Here is a 17,912-nt window from a genome sequence, read left to right as displayed (position 1 = left end):
GCCGCGGCGCCCTCCGCCGCGGCCGTCCCATTGTGCTGGTGCCCCGCTCCCGCCGTACGCCTACCCGCCCTCCGGCCGTCGTCCACGTCCGGGGGGCCGGGGCGCGGGCGGCCGGGCTGCCGCACCCGCCCCCGGACCCCATCATGGGGACATGCCGGACACATCGTCGCGTCTGCTGGTCGTCGGCGCCACCGGAGTGCTCGGGGGCGCCGCCGCCGACGCCCTGGCCCGCCGGGGCGACCGGCTCTTCCTCGCCGGGCGGAACCGGGAGCGGCTGGCCGCGGCCGCCCGCCGGCTGGACGCCGGATCCGCCCCCTGCGACGCCTACGACCTGGACGGCATGGCCGCCCTGCCCGCCCTGGCCGCCGGGGCGATGGGCGGACTGGACGGGGTGCTGGTGGCGATCGGCGCGGTCGCGTTCGGCCCGGCCGAGGAGACCGGGGCCGCCGTCGCCGAGCACCTGTTCGCCGTCAACACCCTGGCGCCCGTCGCCGTGCTCTCCGCCGCGCTGCCCCCGCTGACCCCGCCCGGCACCCTGGCCGCCACCACCGGCGTGGTCGCGGTGCGCCCGCAGCCGCGCATGGCCGTCTACAGCGCCTCCAAGGCCGCGCTGTCCGCCTGGCTGACGGCGGTCGCCGCCGAGCGGCGCCGCGGCGGCCCGGTGGTGGCCGACCTCCACCTGCCGCACACCGACACCGGCCTGGCGGGACGCGCGGTCGCGGGCACCCCGCCGCCGCTGCCGCGCCCCGCGCCGCTGGAGGAGGTCGTCGGGCGGATGGTCGCCGCCTTCCACCCCGGGCCGGGGCCGTCCGCCCCCGCGAGGACGGTGTGAGACGGCGGTGTGGGAGGGCGGTGTGAGACGGCGGAGCCCCGTCACCGGACTGCACCCGCGCGCACCGGGCAGAGGATCCACAGACCGGGCCCCGTGGCCCGGCCCGGGAGTCGGGAAGGCACGGTGCCCACCATGGCAGCACAGCACACGTCCGGACGCGGCGGCGCACGTCCGGACGCCGTGGTCGTCGGCGCGGGACTGGCCGGGCTGGCCTGCGCGCTGGACCTGACGGCGGCGGGCCTGTCCGTCACCGTGCTGGAGGCGTCCGACGCGGTGGGCGGGCGGATGCGCACCGACCGGCGCGACGGCTTCCTCCTCGACCGCGGCTTCCAGGTCTTCAACACCTCCTATCCCCAGGTGCGCCGCCGCCTGGACCTGCGCTCCCTGCGCCTGCGCCCGTTCACGCCGGGGATGCTGCTGCACACCCCGGACGGGCGGCTGCGGTTCGCCGACCCCACCCGCCGTCCGCGCCAGGCGGGCGACCTGCTGCGCGGCCGGCTGGCCGGCCCCCGCGACCTGGCCGCCCTCGCCGCCCTCGGCGCGCGCGACGCGTTCGCGCCCGCGGCCGCCGTGCGCGGCCGTCCCGGCGGGCGGGAGCCGGACGCCCGCCGGGCGCTGCGCGCGGCGGGCTTCAGCCCGGCGTTCGTCGAGCGGATGTGGCGGCCGTTCCTGTCCGGGGTGTTCCTGGAGGACGAGCTGGCCACCTCCGCCCGTTTCCTGCACCTGGTGTGGCGCTCGATGCTGCGCGGCACCCTGTGCCTGCCCGCCGGCGGCATCGGCGCGGTCCCCCGGGCCCTGGCCGCCCGGCTCCCGCCCGGCACGGTCCGCCTGGAGACGCCCGTGCGCGAGGTGACGGGGGAGGGGGTCGTCACCGCCGACGGCGAGGAGGTGCCGGCGCGCGCCGTGGTCGTCGCCACCGACGGCCGTACCGCCGCCGCGCTGCTGCCCGGCGTGGACGCCCCGGCCGGACGCGCGGTGACGACCTTCTACCACGCCGCGCCCCTGTCGCCCCTGCCCGAGCCGACCCTGCTGGTCGACACCGAGCGGCACGTGCTGAACACCGTGGTGCTCAGCGAGGTCGCCCCCGGCCGCTCCCCGGACACCAGGGCGCTGGTGTCCACCTCCGTCCTCGGAGCGGCCGGCGAGGCGGACGAGCCGCGCGTACGGGCCCGCCTCGGCGAGCTGTACGGCACCGGTTCCGCCACCGACCGCTGGGAGCACCTGGCCACCTACGCGATCCCCGACGCGCTGCCCGCCATGGAGCCCCCGCTGGTGCTGTCGCGCACCACGCGCGTCGCGCCGGGCCGGTACGTGTGCGGGGACCACCGGGCGACCGGCTCGGTGCAGGGCGCGCTCGCCTCCGGCGCGCGGGCGGCGCGCGAGGCGGCGGCGTTCCTGCGCGCCTGAGCCCCGGCCGCCCCTGCCGGCCTCGCCCGCTCCGCCCGTCCCGGCCCGTGCGCGCGCCCTCACCGGACGTGAGGACGCGCGCACGGTCTCCCCGGCCTCCCTCCGCACCCCGCCGGACCACGGCTTATGTGGGTGAGAGCCACTCCGAAAGCTTGGTATGGTGTTCCCCGTCGCCGCGGCCGGAAGGCCGTGGAACGCACACCGGTCCGGGTGGCGGAATGGCAGACGCGCTAGCTTGAGGTGCTAGTGCCCTTTATCGGGCGTGGGGGTTCAAGTCCCCCCTCGGACACAGACACAGAACCCCGTGGTCTCCCCGAGACCGCGGGGTTCTCGCGTTCACGGACGCGCCGGGCCGCCGCAAGCGCGGGAGCCGGAGCCCTGCCACCTGAGAAGGAGCGGCAGGGCTCTCGTGGGCCTGTCGGGTGTCAGACGTCCCGCTGCGAGGAGGCCAGTGCGACGAACTCCGCCCATGCCTCACGCGACACCGTGACGACGGGCCCGGCAACGGCCTTGGAGTCCCGGACGTGCACAGCGGCCGTACCGGCCGCGACCTCCACGCACTGACCGCCCTCGGCTCCGCTGTAGCTGCTCTTGAACCAGACGAGGCCGGAGGCGACGGTCGAGGACTCAGTGTTGGTCATAGCGATCCCAGCACCCCTTCGATGAACTCCAGCGACTCTCGCGGACTGAGAGCCTGTGAGCGGATGATCCCATAGCGTGCGTGCGCGAGAGCCGCTCGTTCCTGGTCGGTCTGAAGAGCGCTGGTCCCCTGGACTTCGGCGTACATGAACTTCCTGCCGTCCTTGCGCGTGACGACCGTGAACGGCCCGTCCACGCCCGAGCTCTCCTCACAGTCGAGCGGCATGACCTGGAGTTCGGCGTTCTGTTTCTGTCCGGCCAGGAGCAGGTGTTCCAACTGCCTTCGCAACACGTCCTTTCCGCCGTACTGACGCCGTAGCACCGACTCGTCCATCACGAAACTGAGCAGCGGTGCGGGCCGCCTGTCCAGGGCCTCCTGACGGGCCAGCCGCACGGCGACCCGCAGTTCGATGGTTTCCGGGTCGAGTGGCGGGCGCCGCATGCCGAGCAGCGCCCGCATGTACTCCTCGGTCTGGAGAAGGCCGTTGACCACGAGCGTGTCGTACATGACCAGCTCGATGGCCTCCTTCTCCAGCGCCGCCATCCCCTGGAAGAAGACCGGGTACTGGGCCCGCTCCACCTCCTCCTTCCACAGGTTCAGCAGCCCGTCGGCGCCCAGCACCTCGTCCGCCCGCTCGATGGTCCGGGGTGACGGAATCCTCCGCCCCTGCTCGAACGAGGCGACCGTCGAGGCCGAGTACCCGATCCGCTTGCCGAACTCCTCGCGCTCCAGGCCCTGCCGTACCCGCAGGGTCTTCATGGTCCGGCCGAACGCCGTGAGGACACCGCGTCCGCCCTCGTCCTCCGGCCGCCGCCCGGCCCCGCCGTCGCCTTCCCAGCCGTCACCGAAGTTCACGACCGCCCCGCCACCCGGAACGGTCTCCCCGTCCGTACGCTCCGTCATCGGACATCACCTCACCGGGCCAACGCCCTTGCGCGGGAGGCGGTCACGCCGCATGCCTCGTACCCGCACGCGTACCGCGCGTACAACCGGCCCGCGAGGTGCGTAACCACCGGTCGCGGCTCGTAGGACGTCCGCAGCCAGGGCCTCCGGCGCGGGCGGTTCCCCTCCGCCGGCGAACTCGGGGAAGTGCTCGCCCGCTTGGGCTTCGGCGGCCCGAAAAAGGCATGCGGGTCTTCGACGGCGTGGGATACGTTCCTGCCTGTTCGAAGGGGGACCGAAGTGGCGAAGCTGAACCAGATCATCGCTGTCGAGAAGGGCGTCAAGAGCAAGTCGCTCCAGGACGTCAACGCGGCGCACCACAAGGTGCAGAAGCCCGCGCTGCTGGCCGGCATCTCGCGCACGTACCAGCCCAAGGACGAGGAGGGCGAGCAGCTGCCGCCCGAGTCCACGCGGGTGCAGGTGCAGGCCGAGGACGTGCTGCGCGAGATGTCCGCGTCGCTGACCCGGCTGTTCGACGTGGTCGCCACCAAGGACTGGGCGAACTGCACGGCCCGCGCCGACGTCACCGTCGACGGGCGGACGATCCTCGCCGACGTCCCGGTCACCTACCTCCTGTTCCTGGAGAAGCAGCTCACCGACCTGCACGCCTTCGTCAAGAAGCTTCCCACGCTCGACGCCGCCGAGTCCTGGTCGCACGACCCGTCCACGGACTGGTGGAAGACGGACCCGGTGCGCACGATCCGCACGAAGAAGGTCCCCCGCAACCACGTCAAGGCGGAGGCGACCGACAAGCACCCGGCGCAGGTCGAGGTGTACTACGAGGACGTGCCCATCGGGTACTGGACGACCGTGAAGTTCTCCGGAGCGCTCCCGGCGCGGCGGGTGAACGAGCTGGTGGAGCGGGTCGAGAAGCTCCAGCAGGCGGTGAAGTTCGCCCGCGAGGAGGCCAACGGCGCCGAGGTCACCGACCGGCGCGCCGGCGACGCGGTGTTCGGCTACCTGTTCGGCTGACGCCGGGCGGGTAGCATCCCTGATCGCCCCCGCGTGCGAGCGCGGGGGTGCGCGACAGGCGCGGGCCGGAACTGAGGACCGGTTCGCGTGATGAGCGCAAGCTGACACTGAAGTTCAGCCTGAAGAAGCGGTGACAGTGAAGGTTCGAGTCCTTCCCCCGGCACAGCACCACACCGACGGGCCGGGGTAGCCCAACACGGCAGAGGCAGCCGCGGTCAATCTCAGACTCTCGCTCCAGTCTCAGCATCGCCGCCGATCGCCGGACCGACCGGGGACGGACGAACGCCGTCGGATGCGAGTTCGATTCTCGCCTGCACCTCTCCCGTGGTGCGGTAGTTCAAAGGCAGAACACGACGGCATGACGACTGATCCGTCCTCTTGAACGCCACCGGCGTGCGCAATTGGGTGGCATCCCCAGGGGCCCGGGAGCTGGATACGACTCCCGGGCTCCGCCACGTCGTCCGGCCGACCGCACCCGGGGAGGGGGCGCGCGTCGGCACCAGTGGGTGCGCGGACGGTTCCAGCCGCCTGCGCTGCCTCCGCCGGACGAGCCCCGCAGCTGCCCAGGCCCGGCCGCCGCGTGGTTTCCGGCCATGGCCGACGGGCGTCCTTCCGTCCCGCCTCCCTCCTGTCCAGACTGCTGGGCGGATCACGGGGGAGAGGGGGCCGGGGATGGCTGCTCGGCGTGGAGGTCGTGAGGCTCATGGGGTCCGTGGGATCCGTGGGGTCCGTGGAGGTCGCGGACGCGGATCGGCGGCGCGGCGCAGGCGCGAGGCCAGGCGGAGATCGGCGGTCGCCGGCGGCGCGGCGGTGCTGCTCCTGCTCGCCGCCTCCTGGTCGACGGTCTGGCCCTACCTCCTGGGGGCCGCGGTCGCCGCAGGCCTCGGCGGCCTGGCGTGGTGGCTGTGGCGCACCGACCGGGTCGTCCGCGGCGGGGACCGGGAGTGGCGGCGGGCGGACGCGGTGGCGGCCGGACGCCGGACGCTGGCCGAGGTGGACGCGATGTCCGGCACCGAGTTCGAGGAGCTGGTGGCCGAGCTGTGCCGCCGGGACGGCTGCACCGAGGTCCGGCGCGTGGGCGGCTCCCACGACAACGGCGCGGACGTGGTCGGGCGGCTGCCCGACGGCCGCACGATGGTCGTCCAGTGCAAGCGGTACGCGCCGACCCGCACCGTCGCCAGCCGCGAGATGCGCGACCTGATGGGAGCGAAGGTGCACTTCGGGGCCGACGTGGCGGTCTTCGTGACGACCTCGCGCTTCAGCGGCCCCTCCCAGGCGCTGGCGGTGGAGCACGGCATCCTGGCCGTGCACCGCGACCACCTGGGCCTGTGGAACAACGGCGCCTCCCTGCCCGCCCTGGCCGACGTCAACGGCGCCGGCCAGGGCGACCGGGAGCACCGCGCACGCTGGAGGAAGACCTACGGCACGTAGCGCACCGGCGAACCGGTGGCGAGGCGGTTTTGCGGCCTGCGGCCCCCGGCCCGGCCTGGCACGGCACGCCACGACGGGACCTCCGGAAGAATCCGGTGGCGGGCACGGGCCGTCGCGGACGAGCATGGCTGCATGAGTGACCAACCCGCGCGATGGAGCCAGGCGACCGTTTACCCCGACATGTGGGCCGACCCGGACGACGACCCCCGCGACAGGGAAGGCCCCGGCCCGGAGGGCGAGTTCGCGACGCTGCGGGAGTTCCTGGAGGACTACCGCACGACCCTGCGGATGAAGTGCGAGGGCCTGGACGCCGAGCAACTGGCCCGCCGCTCGGTCCCGCCCTCGACGATGTCGCTGCTCGGCCTGCTCCGACACCTCGCCGAGGTGGAACGGGACTGGCGCAACTGGATCGGTGACGGCGAGCCACTGCCGAAGCTGTACGGCGAGAAGGACGCGGACTTCGACGGAGCCGTCGCCGACCAGGCAGTGGTCGAGGCCGCGTACGCCGATCTGGAACGCGAACAGGCCGCCACCGACGCCGTACTGGCCGAGCACCCGGACTTGGACGAACGCGTGGGAAAGGACGGGGTCACGATCCGGGAGCTGATGGTGCACGGGATCGAGGAGTACGCCCGCCACTGCGGGCACGCCGACCTGCTGCGCGAGTGCGTCGACGGACGGGTGGGTCAGTGACGTAGGGCGGAGACGGGACCGACACGGCCCCGCCTCCGGTGTTCGCTCCGCCGGCGGACCGGGAGCCAGGGACGCGCGCGTCCCTTTGCCTCCGCCGTGAACGCGTTCCACGCCCGGCGCCGGGAAGACCGGCGCCGGGCCGCCGGGGTTCTTGCCGCCCCGTACGGGGACCACGCCGGGAAGCCCGTCGGCGCTCTCGACGCAGTCGCCGTTGTCCGGGCCGCTGTAGCTGGACTCGCGCCACGTCAGGCTGTGCTCGTTGATCATCGCTTGTACTCCTCCGGCAGGGACGGTGACTCCTCCGGCGACAAGGCATCGTCCAGGGCGAGGTCGTAGGCCGACTGGCAGGCCCCGATCATGTCCGGGTCATCCATGACACGCCCGGTGCGCAGGCCTTCGACGTAGGCCACCGGAGGGGCGTCGGTGAACCGCACAAGGGTGATCATGCTCTCCAGCAGCGCGTGCGCACCTGCGAAGAAGGGGAGCACATGGACCCGCACCCGCCCGCTGCGCTCCATTTCCCCCGACGGCGCGCCCTACGACCGGATCATCGCCACGTGCGGGCTGCGGTCCGTCCCGTACGCCTGGGTGGAGCAGTGCCGTCCCGGCGGGCGGATCGTCGCCCCGTGGGGGGACGCACTACGGCAACGGCGACGCCGTGGCCCGGCTGACCGTCTCCCGCGACGGGGAGAGCGCGACGGGGCCCGGCCGGTCTGGTGGTACGGGCTGAACGACCGCTCCTGGGCCTGCGCGATGTTCCGCGACGGAGAGGCTGCGCGCGTGTGGCAGTCCGGGCCCCGCCGCCTGTGGGACGAGACCGAGGCCGCCCACCGCCGGTGGCGGGAGCGGGGCAGGCCGGGGTACGAGCGGTTCGGGCTGACCGTCACGCCGCGGGGGCAGCGGGCGTGGCTGGACGACCCGGCCGACTCCTGGCCGGTGTGAGGGTCCTGGCCGGTGCGGAGGGGGATCGTGCCGCGCCGTCCGCCCGTCCGCTCCCCGGCGGACGGGCGGACGACTCCCGAAGTGCGGCCTCCGGTGAAACCTTCAGATCGCTTCCCTGTTCTCCCAGCACCCCCGGAACCAGTCCAGCGTCTCGCAGAGCAGCGCGCGGTTGCGGTCCTCTTCCAGTACCGCCAGCCGGAAACCGGGCCGTGGCTCCAGCTTGCCCTCCGGGATGTCGACCCCTTCCCGCTCGTTGAGGCGCGTGGGGAGTTCGGCCGGCCGTCCACGGCGAGCCGGCGGGGGAACGTCGCCTCGTTCTGCGGTGACGGCGCCGGGTTTCCTTGGCCTGCACGGTGGTGATGCGTCTCCTCGCCTCGTCCGGTCGGGAGACATGTTGCCGACAGTGGGCGCCCCTCACCGGCGGTTCGCGGAATCCGGGGCCGATCCGGCTCGTCCCGGCGCGCACGGACCGGAGTCCGTCCGGCATAACATCACCGGGAAAGGTATCTCCGGCAGGCCCCGCGCCGACCGACGGCGCACCGGCCTTCCGGGCACGGACGACGACTGGTGGGGGATCCACGACCATGACGGCCGAGACGTTCGAGTTCCAGGTGGAGGCCAGCCGGCTTCTGCGGATGATGGTCCACTCGATCTACTCGAACAAGGACGTGTTCCTGAGGGAGCTGGTCTCCAACGCCTCCGACGCGCTCGACAAGCTCCGCATCGAGGCGCTGCGCGACGACTCGCTGGACGCCGACATCTCCGACCTGCACATCGAGATCGAGACCGACAAGGACGCCCGCACGCTGACCGTGCGCGACAACGGCATCGGGATGTCGCGCGAGGAGGTCGTGGGGCTGATCGGGACGATCGCCAAGTCCGGCACCGCGGAGTTCGTGCGGAAGCTGGAGGAGGCCCAGAAGGCCGGGGACGCCGGGAACCCGGCGTCCGCGGAGGCGCTGATCGGGCAGTTCGGCGTCGGCTTCTACTCCGCCTTCATGGTGGCCGACGAGGTCACGCTGCTGACCCGCCGCGCCGGGGAGGAGGCGGGCACCCGCTGGACGTCCACCGGCGAGGGCACCTACACGATCGAGGCGGTGGACGACGCGCCCCAGGGCACGTCGGTCGTCCTGCGGCTCAAGCCCGAGGACACCGAGGACCGGCTCTTCGACTACACGGCCCCCTGGAAGATCAGGGAGATCGTCAAGCGCTACTCCGACTTCATCACCTGGCCCATCCGGCTGGTCGAGGCGGCTCCCGAAGGAAACGCCGAGAACGCCGGGGAGGCCGGGGACGCCGAGAAGGGCGAGGACGGCGGGAAGCCCGAGCCGGAGACGGTCAACTCCCGCAAGGCCCTGTGGGCCCGGCCCCGCAGCGAGGTCTCCGACGAGGAGTACCACGAGCTCTACAAGCACATCAGCCACGACTGGACCGATCCGCTGGAGACCATCCGCATCCACGCGGAGGGCACCTTCGAGTACCAGGCGCTGCTGTTCCTGCCCGCGCGGCCGCCGCGCGACCTGTTCTCGTCCGGCAGGCGCGGTGTGCAGCTCTACGTCAAGCGCGTGCTGATCATGGAGGAGTGCGAGGAGCTGGTCCCGCCCTACCTGCGCTTCGTCAAGGGCGTCGTCGACGCCCAGGACCTGTCGCTCAACATCTCCCGCGAGATCCTCCAGCAGGACCGCCACATCCAGCTGATGCGTCGGCGGCTGGCGAAGAAGGTGCTGTCCACCCTCAAGGAGATGCGGACCGCGCGGCCCGAGAAGTACGCCGAGTTCTGGCGGGAGTTCGGCGCCGTCGTCAAGGAGGGGCTGCTGAACGACCCCGACAACCGCGACGCGATCCTGGCGGCCTCCTCCTTCGCCTCCACCCACGACGCGGAGGGGACGACGACCCTCCAGGAGTACGTCGAGCGGATGAAGGAGGGGCAGGAGCACATCTTCTACCTGACCGGCCCGTCCCGGAGCGCGGTGGAGAGCTCGCCGCACATGGAGGCCTTCCGGGACAAGGGCCTGGAGGTGCTGATCCTGACCGACCCGGTCGACGAGGTGTGGGTCGACGCGGTGCCCGAGTTCCAGGGCAGGACGCTGCGGTCCATCGCCAGGGGAGAGGCCGAGTTCGGCACCGAGGAGGAGAAGGAGCGGGAGAAGGCGGAGCGGGAGCGGCAGCGGGAGGAGTACGCCGGACTGCTGGCGTGGCTGGCCGAGCGGCTCGGCGACGAGGTGAAGGACGTGCGGCTGTCCTCCCGCCTCACCGTCTCGCCGGCCTGCGTCGTCTCCGACAGCGGTGACGCGACGCCCGGCCTGCGGAACATGCTCCGCGCCATGGGCCAGGAGATGCCCGAGGACAAGCGCATCCTGGAGATCAATCCCGGCCACCCCCTGATCACCGGCCTGCGCACGGCGCACGCGGACCGCCCCTCCGACCCGGGCCTGGAGGGCATGGCCGAACTCGTCCACGGCATGGCCCTCCTCGCGGAGGGCGGCCTCCCCGGCGACCCGGCCCGCTTCACCCGGCTCCTCGCCGAACGCCTGGAGCGGTCCCTGTGACCGCCCGCTGACGCACCGGGCGCCATGGCCGGGGGATGGCCGGGGGGCGGCGACCTCGCAGGTCAGGCCGTGTTCGTCGATGCCCACCAGCACCGTGTCGCCCGCGCGCAGGGCGCCGTCGAGGATCAGGTCGGTGAGGCGGTCGTCCAGGTGGGTGCGGATGGTGCGGCGCAGGGGGTGGGCGCCGGAGTCGGGCTGGTAGCCCTGGTTGATCAGCCACTCGCGGGCGCTGAGGTCGACCTCCAGCGAGACGCCCTGGGCCGAGAGCAGGCGCCGGCTGTCGTCGAGCAGGAGGCCGATGACGCGCAGCAGGTCGTCGCGGGAGAGGGGGCCGAAGAAGACGGTCTCGTCGACCCGCTCCAGCAGGTCCGGCGGCAGCCGGTCCCGCAGGTGCGCCACGGCCTCGTCGCGCAGCGCGGCGGGATCGCCGGAATGGGCCAGGACGCGCTGCGGGCCGACGGTGACGGTCAGGACGACCACGGTGTCGCGGAAGTCGGCGGTACGGCCCCGGGCATCGGTCAGCCGGCCGTCGTCCAGCACCCGCAGCAGCGGGCCGAGGACGTCCGGCCCGGCCCGGTCGATCCCGTCGAGCAGCACGACGGAGTACGGCCCGCGCCGTACCGCCCCGGCAAGCCGCTCCACCTCCTCCCGGCCCTCCCGGAAGCCGCCTGCGCCGAAGCGCACCAGGCGGCCGGCGTCGCCGAGGAGTTCGGCGGCCAGGGCCCGGGCCAGCTCGGTCTTGCCCACCCCCGGCGGGCCGGTGAACAGCAGGGCGGCGGCGGGCCGTCCGGAGGCGCTCATCCCCGCCCGCGCCCGGCGCACTGCCCGGGCCACGGCCGCGACGGCCTCGTCCTGGCCGGCCACCCTGGCGCGCAGACGCTCCTCCAGGTGCCGCAGGCGCTCGCGTTCGCCGCGGGCCAACCGGTCGGCGGGGATGCCGGTGCGCCGGGAGAGGACGTCGGCGACGTCCTCCACCGTCACCCGCACGGCGGTCTCGCGCCTCTCGGCGACGGCCGCCCGCTCCAGGTCCAGCTCCCGCACGCTCCCCCTCAGCGCTGCGGCCCGCTCGAGGTCCCCCCGGTCCGCCGCCTCGCCGATCCCGCGCCGCAGCCGGTCGCGGCGGTCCTCGAGGTCCAGCGCCTCGCCGCTGCGGCCGAGGCCGCGCAGCCGCACCCGGGCGCCGGCCTGGTCGAGCAGGCCGACGGCCTTGGCGGGCAGGAAGTCCCCGGTCAGATGGCGGGCGGAGAGCTCGGCGGCGGCCCGCAGCGCCTCGTCGGAGAAGCGGACCTGGTGGTGCGCCTCGTAGGCGCCGCGCAGGCCCTCCAGGATGCGCACGGTCTCCTCGACGGTGGGCTCGGGGACCAGCACCGGCTGGAAGCGGTGGTGCAGGGCGAGGTCCCGCTCGACGTGGCGGCGGTACTCCTCGATGGTCGTGGCTCCGACGACGCGCAGTCCGCCGCGGGCGAGGGCGGCCCTGAGGACGCCGCCGGGACCCGCGAAGCCCTCACCGCCCGCGCCCGTGCCCATGTCCGCGTTCATGCCCGTACCCGTGCCCGCGTCCGTGCCCGCCTCCATGCCCGCGTCCATGCCGACGACGGTGTGCAGTTCGTCGAGGAAGAGGACGATCCGCTCGTCGGAGGCGACCTCCGCGACGATTCCGCGCAGCCGCTCCCCGATCTCCTCCCGGTACCGGGCCCCGGTCACCAGGGCGGCCAGGTCCAGGCCGACGACCCTGCGGTCCTCCAGGCCCCGCGGCACCTCGCCGGCCGTGATCCGCTGGGCCAGGCCCTCGACGACCACGGTCTTGCCGACGCCCGGCTCGCCGATCAGGACGGGGTTGTTCCGGGTCCGCCGGGAGAGCACCTCGATGACCTGGTCGATCTCCTCCGCGCGCCCCACCACCGGGTCCAGCCGCCCGTCGCGGGCCCGGGCGGTCAGGTCGCGGCCGTACCGGTCCAGCAGGGGTGTGGGGCCGGGCGGGCCGGCCGCGGCCCCGCGGACCGGCCCCGGCAGGACCCCCTCGCCGCGCAGCGCCTGCCCCGCGCCGCTGTGCCGGTCCTCCAGCAGGGCGGCCAGGATGTGCTCGGGGCCGAGCCGGGAGGCGCCGGCGGCCCGGGCGCTCGCGTGGGCGGACAGCAGGGCGCGCTCGGCCGCGGGCGTCAGGGACGGCTCGGCGCCGCCGCCGCTCCGGGCGAGGGCCGGGAGGAGGTCGGCGGCGAGCCGGTCCGGGTCCACCCCGGCGTCCTCCAGCACGCCGCGCGAGGGGCCCAGCCGGGTGGCGGCCCACAGCAGGTGGCCGGTGTCCAGCTCACGGCCGCCACCCTGGGCGGCCCGCCCCGCCGCCAGGGAGAGCAGCTCCCGGGCGGCGGGGCCGAGGAACCCGCCGACGGGCTCCCGCCGGGCCGCCGGGGCGGAGGCGCGCGGACTCGTACCGAGGAGGCGGTTGAGCGGCTCGGCGAACGGCTCCTGCGGTCCGAACACGGGCATCGGCATGGGGATCACCTGGGGGCGGCGCTCATGGTGGGGCCGGCGCGGGCCCCGGCTACGGCCCAGTCTGGTCCGCCGCGGAGGGTTGCGCGACCCGGCGGGGAGGGCCGGTGGGCCGGGAGCGGGGCGGCACCGCCGGACTGCCGGAAACGGAGGAGGAGGGGAGGCGGGGGAGACGAGGGGGCGCGGGCCTGCCGCTGGACGTCCCCAGCGCCGGGGACGGCGGCGAGGCCGGGGACGCGGCGGCCGGTTCCGGCGCGCTCGGGCGGGACGCGCGCCCCCTGGAGGCCGGCCCGCTGCGGCGCGCACGGGCGCCGGTGCGGAGCCCCTGGGCCTCCCGCGCGTCGCCGTCCACCGGCCGCTGGACCCGAGCCGGCGGAGCGCCGTCGGGTTCCTCCCCCGATCCGGTTCCGCGCGCGTGGTGCATTGGCGGGGAGTGCGGACGTTTCGCTGCATTCGCAACCGCCCGCTATTCGGTGCGGGTGCTCCGAAAATACGGGAACGGGGCCGGGCGCCGGAAAGGCATCGGGAAAAGCGCAGGTGAGAGAGGCAATGGACGTCGGCGCGGCCCGATCGTGGTACGTGCGGGAAATCGGACGCGACGCGTTTCCCCGGGCGCGGCACCGGCTCTTGACCCCTCGAATGAAACGTTGCAATACTGGCGCCTCCAAGAAAGCGCTTACTGCACTTTTCTCGCACCCCCCTCACCGCCCCAGTGCGGCCCCGTGCCGTTTTCCGGTGGGGTGACCGCGGCGGAACGATGCCGCCCGGCCGGCGCGAGCGGCCCCGTGCCGTGTGCGGTGGGCGTCCCCCCACGAAGGGAGTCGACGATGGGAAGCGGAACCGCGAGGCCCGTCGGGAAGCGCAGAATCGCCGCCGTCACGGCCGGTGCGCTGGCGGCGGCCATGCTGGCGGCGGTGGCGGCCACGGCCGGAGCGGCCGAGCCCCGGGCGGAGGCCGAGCAGCCGCGGCGGTCCGCCGCCCGGGCGGCCCAGGCCGCGCCGGCCGCCGCCATGGCCGCCTGCGGTGAGGGCTCGTACCAGGCGGAGGCGGTGCAGAGCGGGAGCACGTGGACCGCGCGCCGGGGCGGCAGCACCGTCTACACCGGCGGCAGCATGCGCGACGCGATGCAGGCCGCGGTCAACAGCCTCACCCCGAACCGCTCCTCCAAGGAGCGCGTGGTGGTGCGGGGTTCGGGCTCGATCAGCGCCGGGACCCGGGTGTCGCTGCCCAGCAACACCGCGATCGACGTCTGCGGCACCATCAACGTCACCGGTTCCGGATCCGGGGACCAGGCGCCGATCTACTCCCGCGGCGCCTCCAACGTCGAGGTCGGGCACCTGAAGCTCACCGGCACCCCGCTGTACGGCGTCTTCATGCGCAACGTCAGCAACGTGGTGCTGGGCCAGATCGACATACGGGTCTCCAGCGGCCTCGGCATCCGGATCGACAACCACGGCGACCGCTCGGTGCGCTCGCGCAACATCCGCATCGACAACGTCTACGTCTCGGGCACCGGCAACCACGGCGTGGAGACCTACGGCGTGGACGGGCTGACGATCGGAACGGTCACCGCCCGCAACGTCGGCTACGCCGGACTGCTGCTCAACGACACGATCAACGCCACCGTCGCGAAGGTCGACGCGGACAACACCGGCACCGGCACCGGCTACGCGGCGTTCCGGATGGCCAACCGCAACGGCCGTGTGGGCAGCAGCTACCCGACCAACATCCGCGTCGGCGAGGTCATCGCCCGCGGCGGCGGACGCGGGGTGTTCTGCGTGTCCGAGAGCGGCGGCGCCGTCATCGACCGGGTGACGCTGACCAACACCGGCGGCAACGCCATCCTGATCGAGAACTGCTACAACGTGACCGTCGCCGGCCAGAGCGGCACGATCAGCGGCGGCGGGGAGGTCAGGCTGGCCGCCCGCAGCGAGTTCCCGGGCAACCGGGACATCACCCTGCAGAACCTGACGCTGAGCAACACCTCGCTCAGGGAGAGCCCCTGCGGCACGAACATCACCTACCGCAACCTCACCCTGAACAACACCAGCAGGAGCACCTGCTGAGGGTGCCGGGCGTGCGGTGAGAGCCGCGCGGCGTCCTCCCGCCCCGCTCCGGGGCGGGAGGACGCCGCGGGTGCCACCGGTGCGCGGACCGTCGGCCGTCGGCCTCAGCCGTCGGCCGCGCCGCCGCGCACGACGCAGGACCGGTTGCTCTCCCAGCCCCAGCCGTCGCCGTCGGGGTCGGAGGCGCTGCCGCCCGTGCAGTACGGGTAGCCGTTCGGCGCGGTGCCGCCGGAGCCGCCGCCGGAGCCGCCACCGTAGACGGTGGCCTCCCGGGAGGTGGAGGAGATGCCGTTGGCGCCGTTGAAGATGCGCTGCCCCCAACCGGTCAGCGAGCCCGGGTCGAAGCCGTTGACCATGTCCAGGTACTCGACGCCGCCGCCGTTGCCGCTCCAGGACCAGCCCAGGTAGCCCACCCGCAGCGACTGCGCGGTCGACATGATCGCGTTCTCGTCCGGGTCGCCGTCGCTGTGGTTGTGGCCGAACTCGCCCACCACGATCGGCAGGCGGTTGGCGACGAAGTGGTTCAGGTAGGACTGGACCTTGGAAGCGGTGTTGTAGACCCCGTACATGTGGACGGAGAAGATCGTGTTGCGCCTGGGGTCGGAGTTGAACACCGTCGAGGCGTTGTTCCGCATGGTGTTCGACCAGTCCTGGCCCCAGTTGGGGGCGTCGACCATCAGCGCGTGGTCGAAGCCGGCGTTGCGCAGCTTCTGGACGGCCGCGCTGGTGTCGGCCGTCCAGCGCTCGTAACCGCTGTTGCCGAACGGCTCGTTGCCGATGTTGACGACGACGTGGTTCTCCTGGCCCACCAGCGCGCTCTTGATGCCGATCCAGTAGTCGGCCGCCCGGGAGAGCGTGGTGGCGGCGCCGTCCTCGCCGTAGCCGGTGGTGTCGTGCACCTCCAGCACGCAGATCAGCCGGTTCTGCTTGCACTGGGCGATGATCGAGGAGACCTCGGAGGCGCTGGTCCGGGTCCACCTGTCGCCGTTGGCGAGCACCACCCGGACGGTGTTGGCGCCCTTGGCCTTGATGTGGGCGAGGGAGCCGGTCCGGTTCGGGTACCAGGCGTGGGCGTGGTTGACGCCGCGCATCACGAACTCGTTGCCGTTCGCCTCGTACACCCGGCCGTTGCCGACGCGGATGCCGGTGGCGGCCTCGGCCTCGTCCGCCGGGCCGAACACCGGCAGCAGCAGGCCGGCCAGGCCTGCCAGACCGGCGAGCGCCGCGGTGACGACCGCCGGGAGCTTCCTTCCGGGACGTTTCTCCATGTCTCTCTCCTCAACGGGTGCCTGCCCCGGGGACCCCATGGGGGTCGGGTCCCCGGGGCGCCCGGGCCGGTGGGCCGCGGGTCAGGGGGTGGGCGGTTCCGGGAGGCGGCGGTCGACGGGCTCCGGACGGCCGTGGGGCACGGCATCCCGCCGGGGGTCTCCCGGCAGGGCGGGGCGATCGAGCAGACAACGTTGTCTTACGTTTGACAACGTTGTCAGACCGTATTCGGACGTACCGCCCGGACACCGCGTCGACCGCCTCGCCGTTCGGTGGTGACGCCCCTCCGCGACTCGGCGGAGACGCTGAGCGCCGCCCCCATATGAGGCCCCGATTGTTCCCGCCATGTCAATAGGCGCGTCACCCGTGTTTCGCCCTCCGTCACCGGAGGCCGCGCGGAAGAGGGGGATTCGGCCCGCGGTGGGCGGATGCGGGTCCGTGCCCCCGCGAGGGCACGGACCCGGAGCCCCGTCCGGGAGGCGGCGGGCGCCGCGGAACGCGTCCGGCCGGCCCCCGGCCCCGCCCCCGCCGGTGCCCGTCCGCGCCGATCACGGGAGGGCGCGGTCGGCGGGAGCGGCCGGGGCGGGGTATAACGTTGCGGACGCCGGGCCGCCGGCCCCGCCCCATGCCCAGTTGTCCCCCCGTTGAGGAGCGCCATGACCTACATCGCCGCGGACGCGCGCTACGACGCCATGCCCTACCGCCGCGTCGGACGGAGCGGGCTGAAACTGCCGGCGATCTCGCTGGGCCTGTGGCACAACTTCGGGGACGACAAGCCGCTGGAGACGCAGCGCGCGATCCTGCGCCGCGCCTTCGACCTGGGCGTCACCCACTTCGACCTGGCCAACAACTACGGCCCGCCGCCCGGCGCCGCCGAGACCAACTTCGGCCGCCTGTTCGCCCAGGACCTCCGCCCCCACCGGGACGAGATCATCATCTCCACCAAGGCCGGCTACCACATGTGGAACGGCCCCTACGGCGAGTGGGGCTCCCGCAAGTACATGCTGGCCAGCCTCGACCAGAGCCTGAGCCGCATGGGCCTGGAGTACGTCGACGTCTTCTACTCCCACCGCCCCGACCCCGACACGCCCCTGGAGGAGACGATGGGGGCGCTGGACACCGCCGTCCGGCAGGGCAAGGCGCTCTACGTCGGCATCTCCAACTACAACCCCGAGCAGACCCGCGAGGCCGCCCGCATCCTGGCCGGCCTCGGCACCCCGCTGCTGATCCACCAGCCCTCGTACTCGATGTTCAACCGCTGGGTGGAGGACGGCCTGCTCGACGCCCTCGACGAGGTGGGCGCCGGCTCGATCGCCTTCTCCCCGCTGGCCCAGGGCCTGCTCACCGACCGCTACCTCGACGGCATCCCGGCCGGCTCGCGGGCCGCGGGCGCCAGCCCGTTCCTGACCGCCGAGGGCATCACCGAGGAGACCCTCGCCACCGTCCGCGCCCTCAACGAGATCGCGCGGCGGCGCGGCCAGACCCTGGCGCAGACGGCCATCGCCTGGATCCTGCGCGGCGGGCGCGTGACCTCCGCGCTCATCGGCGCCAGCAGCGTCAGGCAGCTGGAGGACAACGTCGCGGCCGTCGGCAACCTCGACTTCACCGACGGCGAGCTCGCCGAGATCGAGAAGGTCCTCGCCCGTTAGGCCGGGCTCCCCGGGGGGACCCGGGCTCCGGAG

The 17,912-nt window shown here is 73.7% G+C and carries 13 protein-coding genes, 1 tRNA gene and 3 pseudogenes; 11 read left to right on the top strand and 6 right to left on the bottom strand.

The genetic code is table 11. The features are described from left to right. The first annotated feature begins 151 nt into the window (after nucleotides 1-151). The 3 genes from QC029_RS03890 (at nucleotide 152) to QC029_RS03880 (ending at nucleotide 2,528) form a co-directional block, all read left to right on the top strand. Nucleotides 152-832 (top strand): SDR family NAD(P)-dependent oxidoreductase, encoded by a 681-nt coding sequence (locus QC029_RS03890; protein WP_279553908.1) that lies wholly within the window; start codon nucleotides 152-154, stop codon nucleotides 830-832. Between the two features lie 132 nt (nucleotides 833-964). After that, nucleotides 965-2,239, top strand: coding sequence for an NAD(P)/FAD-dependent oxidoreductase (locus tag QC029_RS03885; protein WP_279553907.1), 1,275 nt, complete (start codon nucleotides 965-967; stop codon nucleotides 2,237-2,239). A gap of 204 nt (nucleotides 2,240-2,443) precedes the next feature. Next, nucleotides 2,444-2,528: transfer RNA gene (locus tag QC029_RS03880), tRNA-Leu, on the top strand. Nucleotides 2,529-2,664: 136 nt separating this feature from the next. Here QC029_RS03880 and QC029_RS03875 read toward each other — a convergent pair. Both QC029_RS03875 and QC029_RS03870 read right to left on the bottom strand, forming a co-directional pair. Then, a complete protein-coding gene (locus tag QC029_RS03875; RefSeq protein WP_279553906.1) occupies nucleotides 2,665-2,880 on the bottom strand; it encodes a DUF397 domain-containing protein in 216 nt (71 codons plus the stop codon). Then, entirely contained in the window at nucleotides 2,877-3,782 is a 906-nt protein-coding gene (locus tag QC029_RS03870) for a helix-turn-helix transcriptional regulator (protein ID WP_279553905.1), read from the bottom strand. Before QC029_RS03870 ends, QC029_RS03875 begins: the two co-directional genes overlap by 4 nt. A gap of 279 nt (nucleotides 3,783-4,061) precedes the next feature. Here QC029_RS03870 and QC029_RS03865 point away from each other — a divergent pair, with 279 nt between their 5' ends. From QC029_RS03865 to QC029_RS03855, 3 genes are all read left to right on the top strand, one after another. After that, entirely contained in the window at nucleotides 4,062-4,793 is a 732-nt protein-coding gene (locus QC029_RS03865) for a hypothetical protein (protein ID WP_279553904.1), read from the top strand. An 810-nt stretch (nucleotides 4,794-5,603) separates the two neighbouring features. Continuing rightward, a complete protein-coding gene (locus tag QC029_RS03860) occupies nucleotides 5,604-6,224 on the top strand; it encodes a restriction endonuclease (RefSeq protein ID WP_279553903.1) in 621 nt (206 codons plus the stop codon). Between the two features lie 132 nt (nucleotides 6,225-6,356). After that, complete coding sequence (locus QC029_RS03855; RefSeq protein WP_279553902.1) at nucleotides 6,357-6,917, top strand: DinB family protein; 561 nt, start codon at nucleotides 6,357-6,359, stop codon at nucleotides 6,915-6,917. Nucleotides 6,918-7,094: 177 nt separating this feature from the next. Here the strand turns inward: QC029_RS03855 and QC029_RS31055 are convergent. Continuing rightward, nucleotides 7,095-7,184 (bottom strand): annotated as a pseudogene (locus QC029_RS31055) (DUF397 domain-containing protein); the annotation flags it as partial. Further along, nucleotides 7,181-7,435: a Scr1 family TA system antitoxin-like transcriptional regulator gene (locus tag QC029_RS03845; protein WP_279553901.1), complete on the bottom strand. Its 255-nt coding sequence runs from the start codon at nucleotides 7,433-7,435 to the stop codon at nucleotides 7,181-7,183. The pseudogene QC029_RS31055 and the gene QC029_RS03845, both read right to left, overlap by 4 nt. On the opposite strand from QC029_RS03845, the pseudogene QC029_RS03840 reads away from it, so the two are divergent. The 3 genes and pseudogenes from QC029_RS03840 to htpG all read left to right on the top strand — a co-directional run. After that, nucleotides 7,362-7,556: pseudogene (locus QC029_RS03840) on the top strand (hypothetical protein); the annotation flags it as partial. The gene QC029_RS03845 and the pseudogene QC029_RS03840 overlap by 74 nt on opposite strands. Nucleotides 7,557-7,697: 141 nt before the next feature. Further along, complete coding sequence (locus QC029_RS03835) at nucleotides 7,698-7,859, top strand: hypothetical protein (RefSeq protein ID WP_279553967.1); 162 nt, start codon at nucleotides 7,698-7,700, stop codon at nucleotides 7,857-7,859. Between the two features lie 584 nt (nucleotides 7,860-8,443). After that, the gene (gene htpG, locus QC029_RS03830; protein ID WP_279553900.1) at nucleotides 8,444-10,408 is read left to right on the top strand and encodes a molecular chaperone HtpG; all 1,965 of its coding nucleotides are present in this window, start codon (nucleotides 8,444-8,446) and stop codon (nucleotides 10,406-10,408) included. Between the two features lie 96 nt (nucleotides 10,409-10,504). On the opposite strand, the pseudogene QC029_RS03825 reads toward htpG, so the two are convergent. Next, nucleotides 10,505-12,895: pseudogene (locus QC029_RS03825) on the bottom strand (AAA family ATPase); the annotation flags it as partial. Between the two features lie 830 nt (nucleotides 12,896-13,725). On the opposite strand from QC029_RS03825, the gene QC029_RS03820 reads away from it, so the two are divergent. Beyond that, the gene (locus QC029_RS03820; protein WP_279553899.1) at nucleotides 13,726-14,964 is read left to right on the top strand and encodes a right-handed parallel beta-helix repeat-containing protein; all 1,239 of its coding nucleotides are present in this window, start codon (nucleotides 13,726-13,728) and stop codon (nucleotides 14,962-14,964) included. Between the two features lie 104 nt (nucleotides 14,965-15,068). On the opposite strand, the gene QC029_RS03815 is transcribed toward QC029_RS03820, so the two are convergent. Continuing rightward, entirely contained in the window at nucleotides 15,069-16,232 is a 1,164-nt protein-coding gene (locus QC029_RS03815; protein ID WP_279553898.1) for a cellulase family glycosylhydrolase, read from the bottom strand. A gap of 654 nt (nucleotides 16,233-16,886) precedes the next feature. On the opposite strand from QC029_RS03815, the gene mgrA reads away from it, so the two are divergent. Next, on the top strand, nucleotides 16,887-17,879 hold the full coding sequence (mgrA, locus tag QC029_RS03810; RefSeq protein ID WP_279553897.1) for an L-glyceraldehyde 3-phosphate reductase: 993 nt from the start codon (nucleotides 16,887-16,889) through the stop codon (nucleotides 17,877-17,879). The last annotated feature ends 33 nt before the right edge of the window (nucleotides 17,880-17,912 follow it).

The sequence above is a fragment of the Streptomyces sp. DH37 genome (genome assembly GCF_029813835.1).
GTDB lineage: Bacteria > Actinomycetota > Actinomycetes > Streptomycetales > Streptomycetaceae > Streptomyces.
This window is presented reverse-complemented; position numbering and strand designations above follow the sequence as displayed.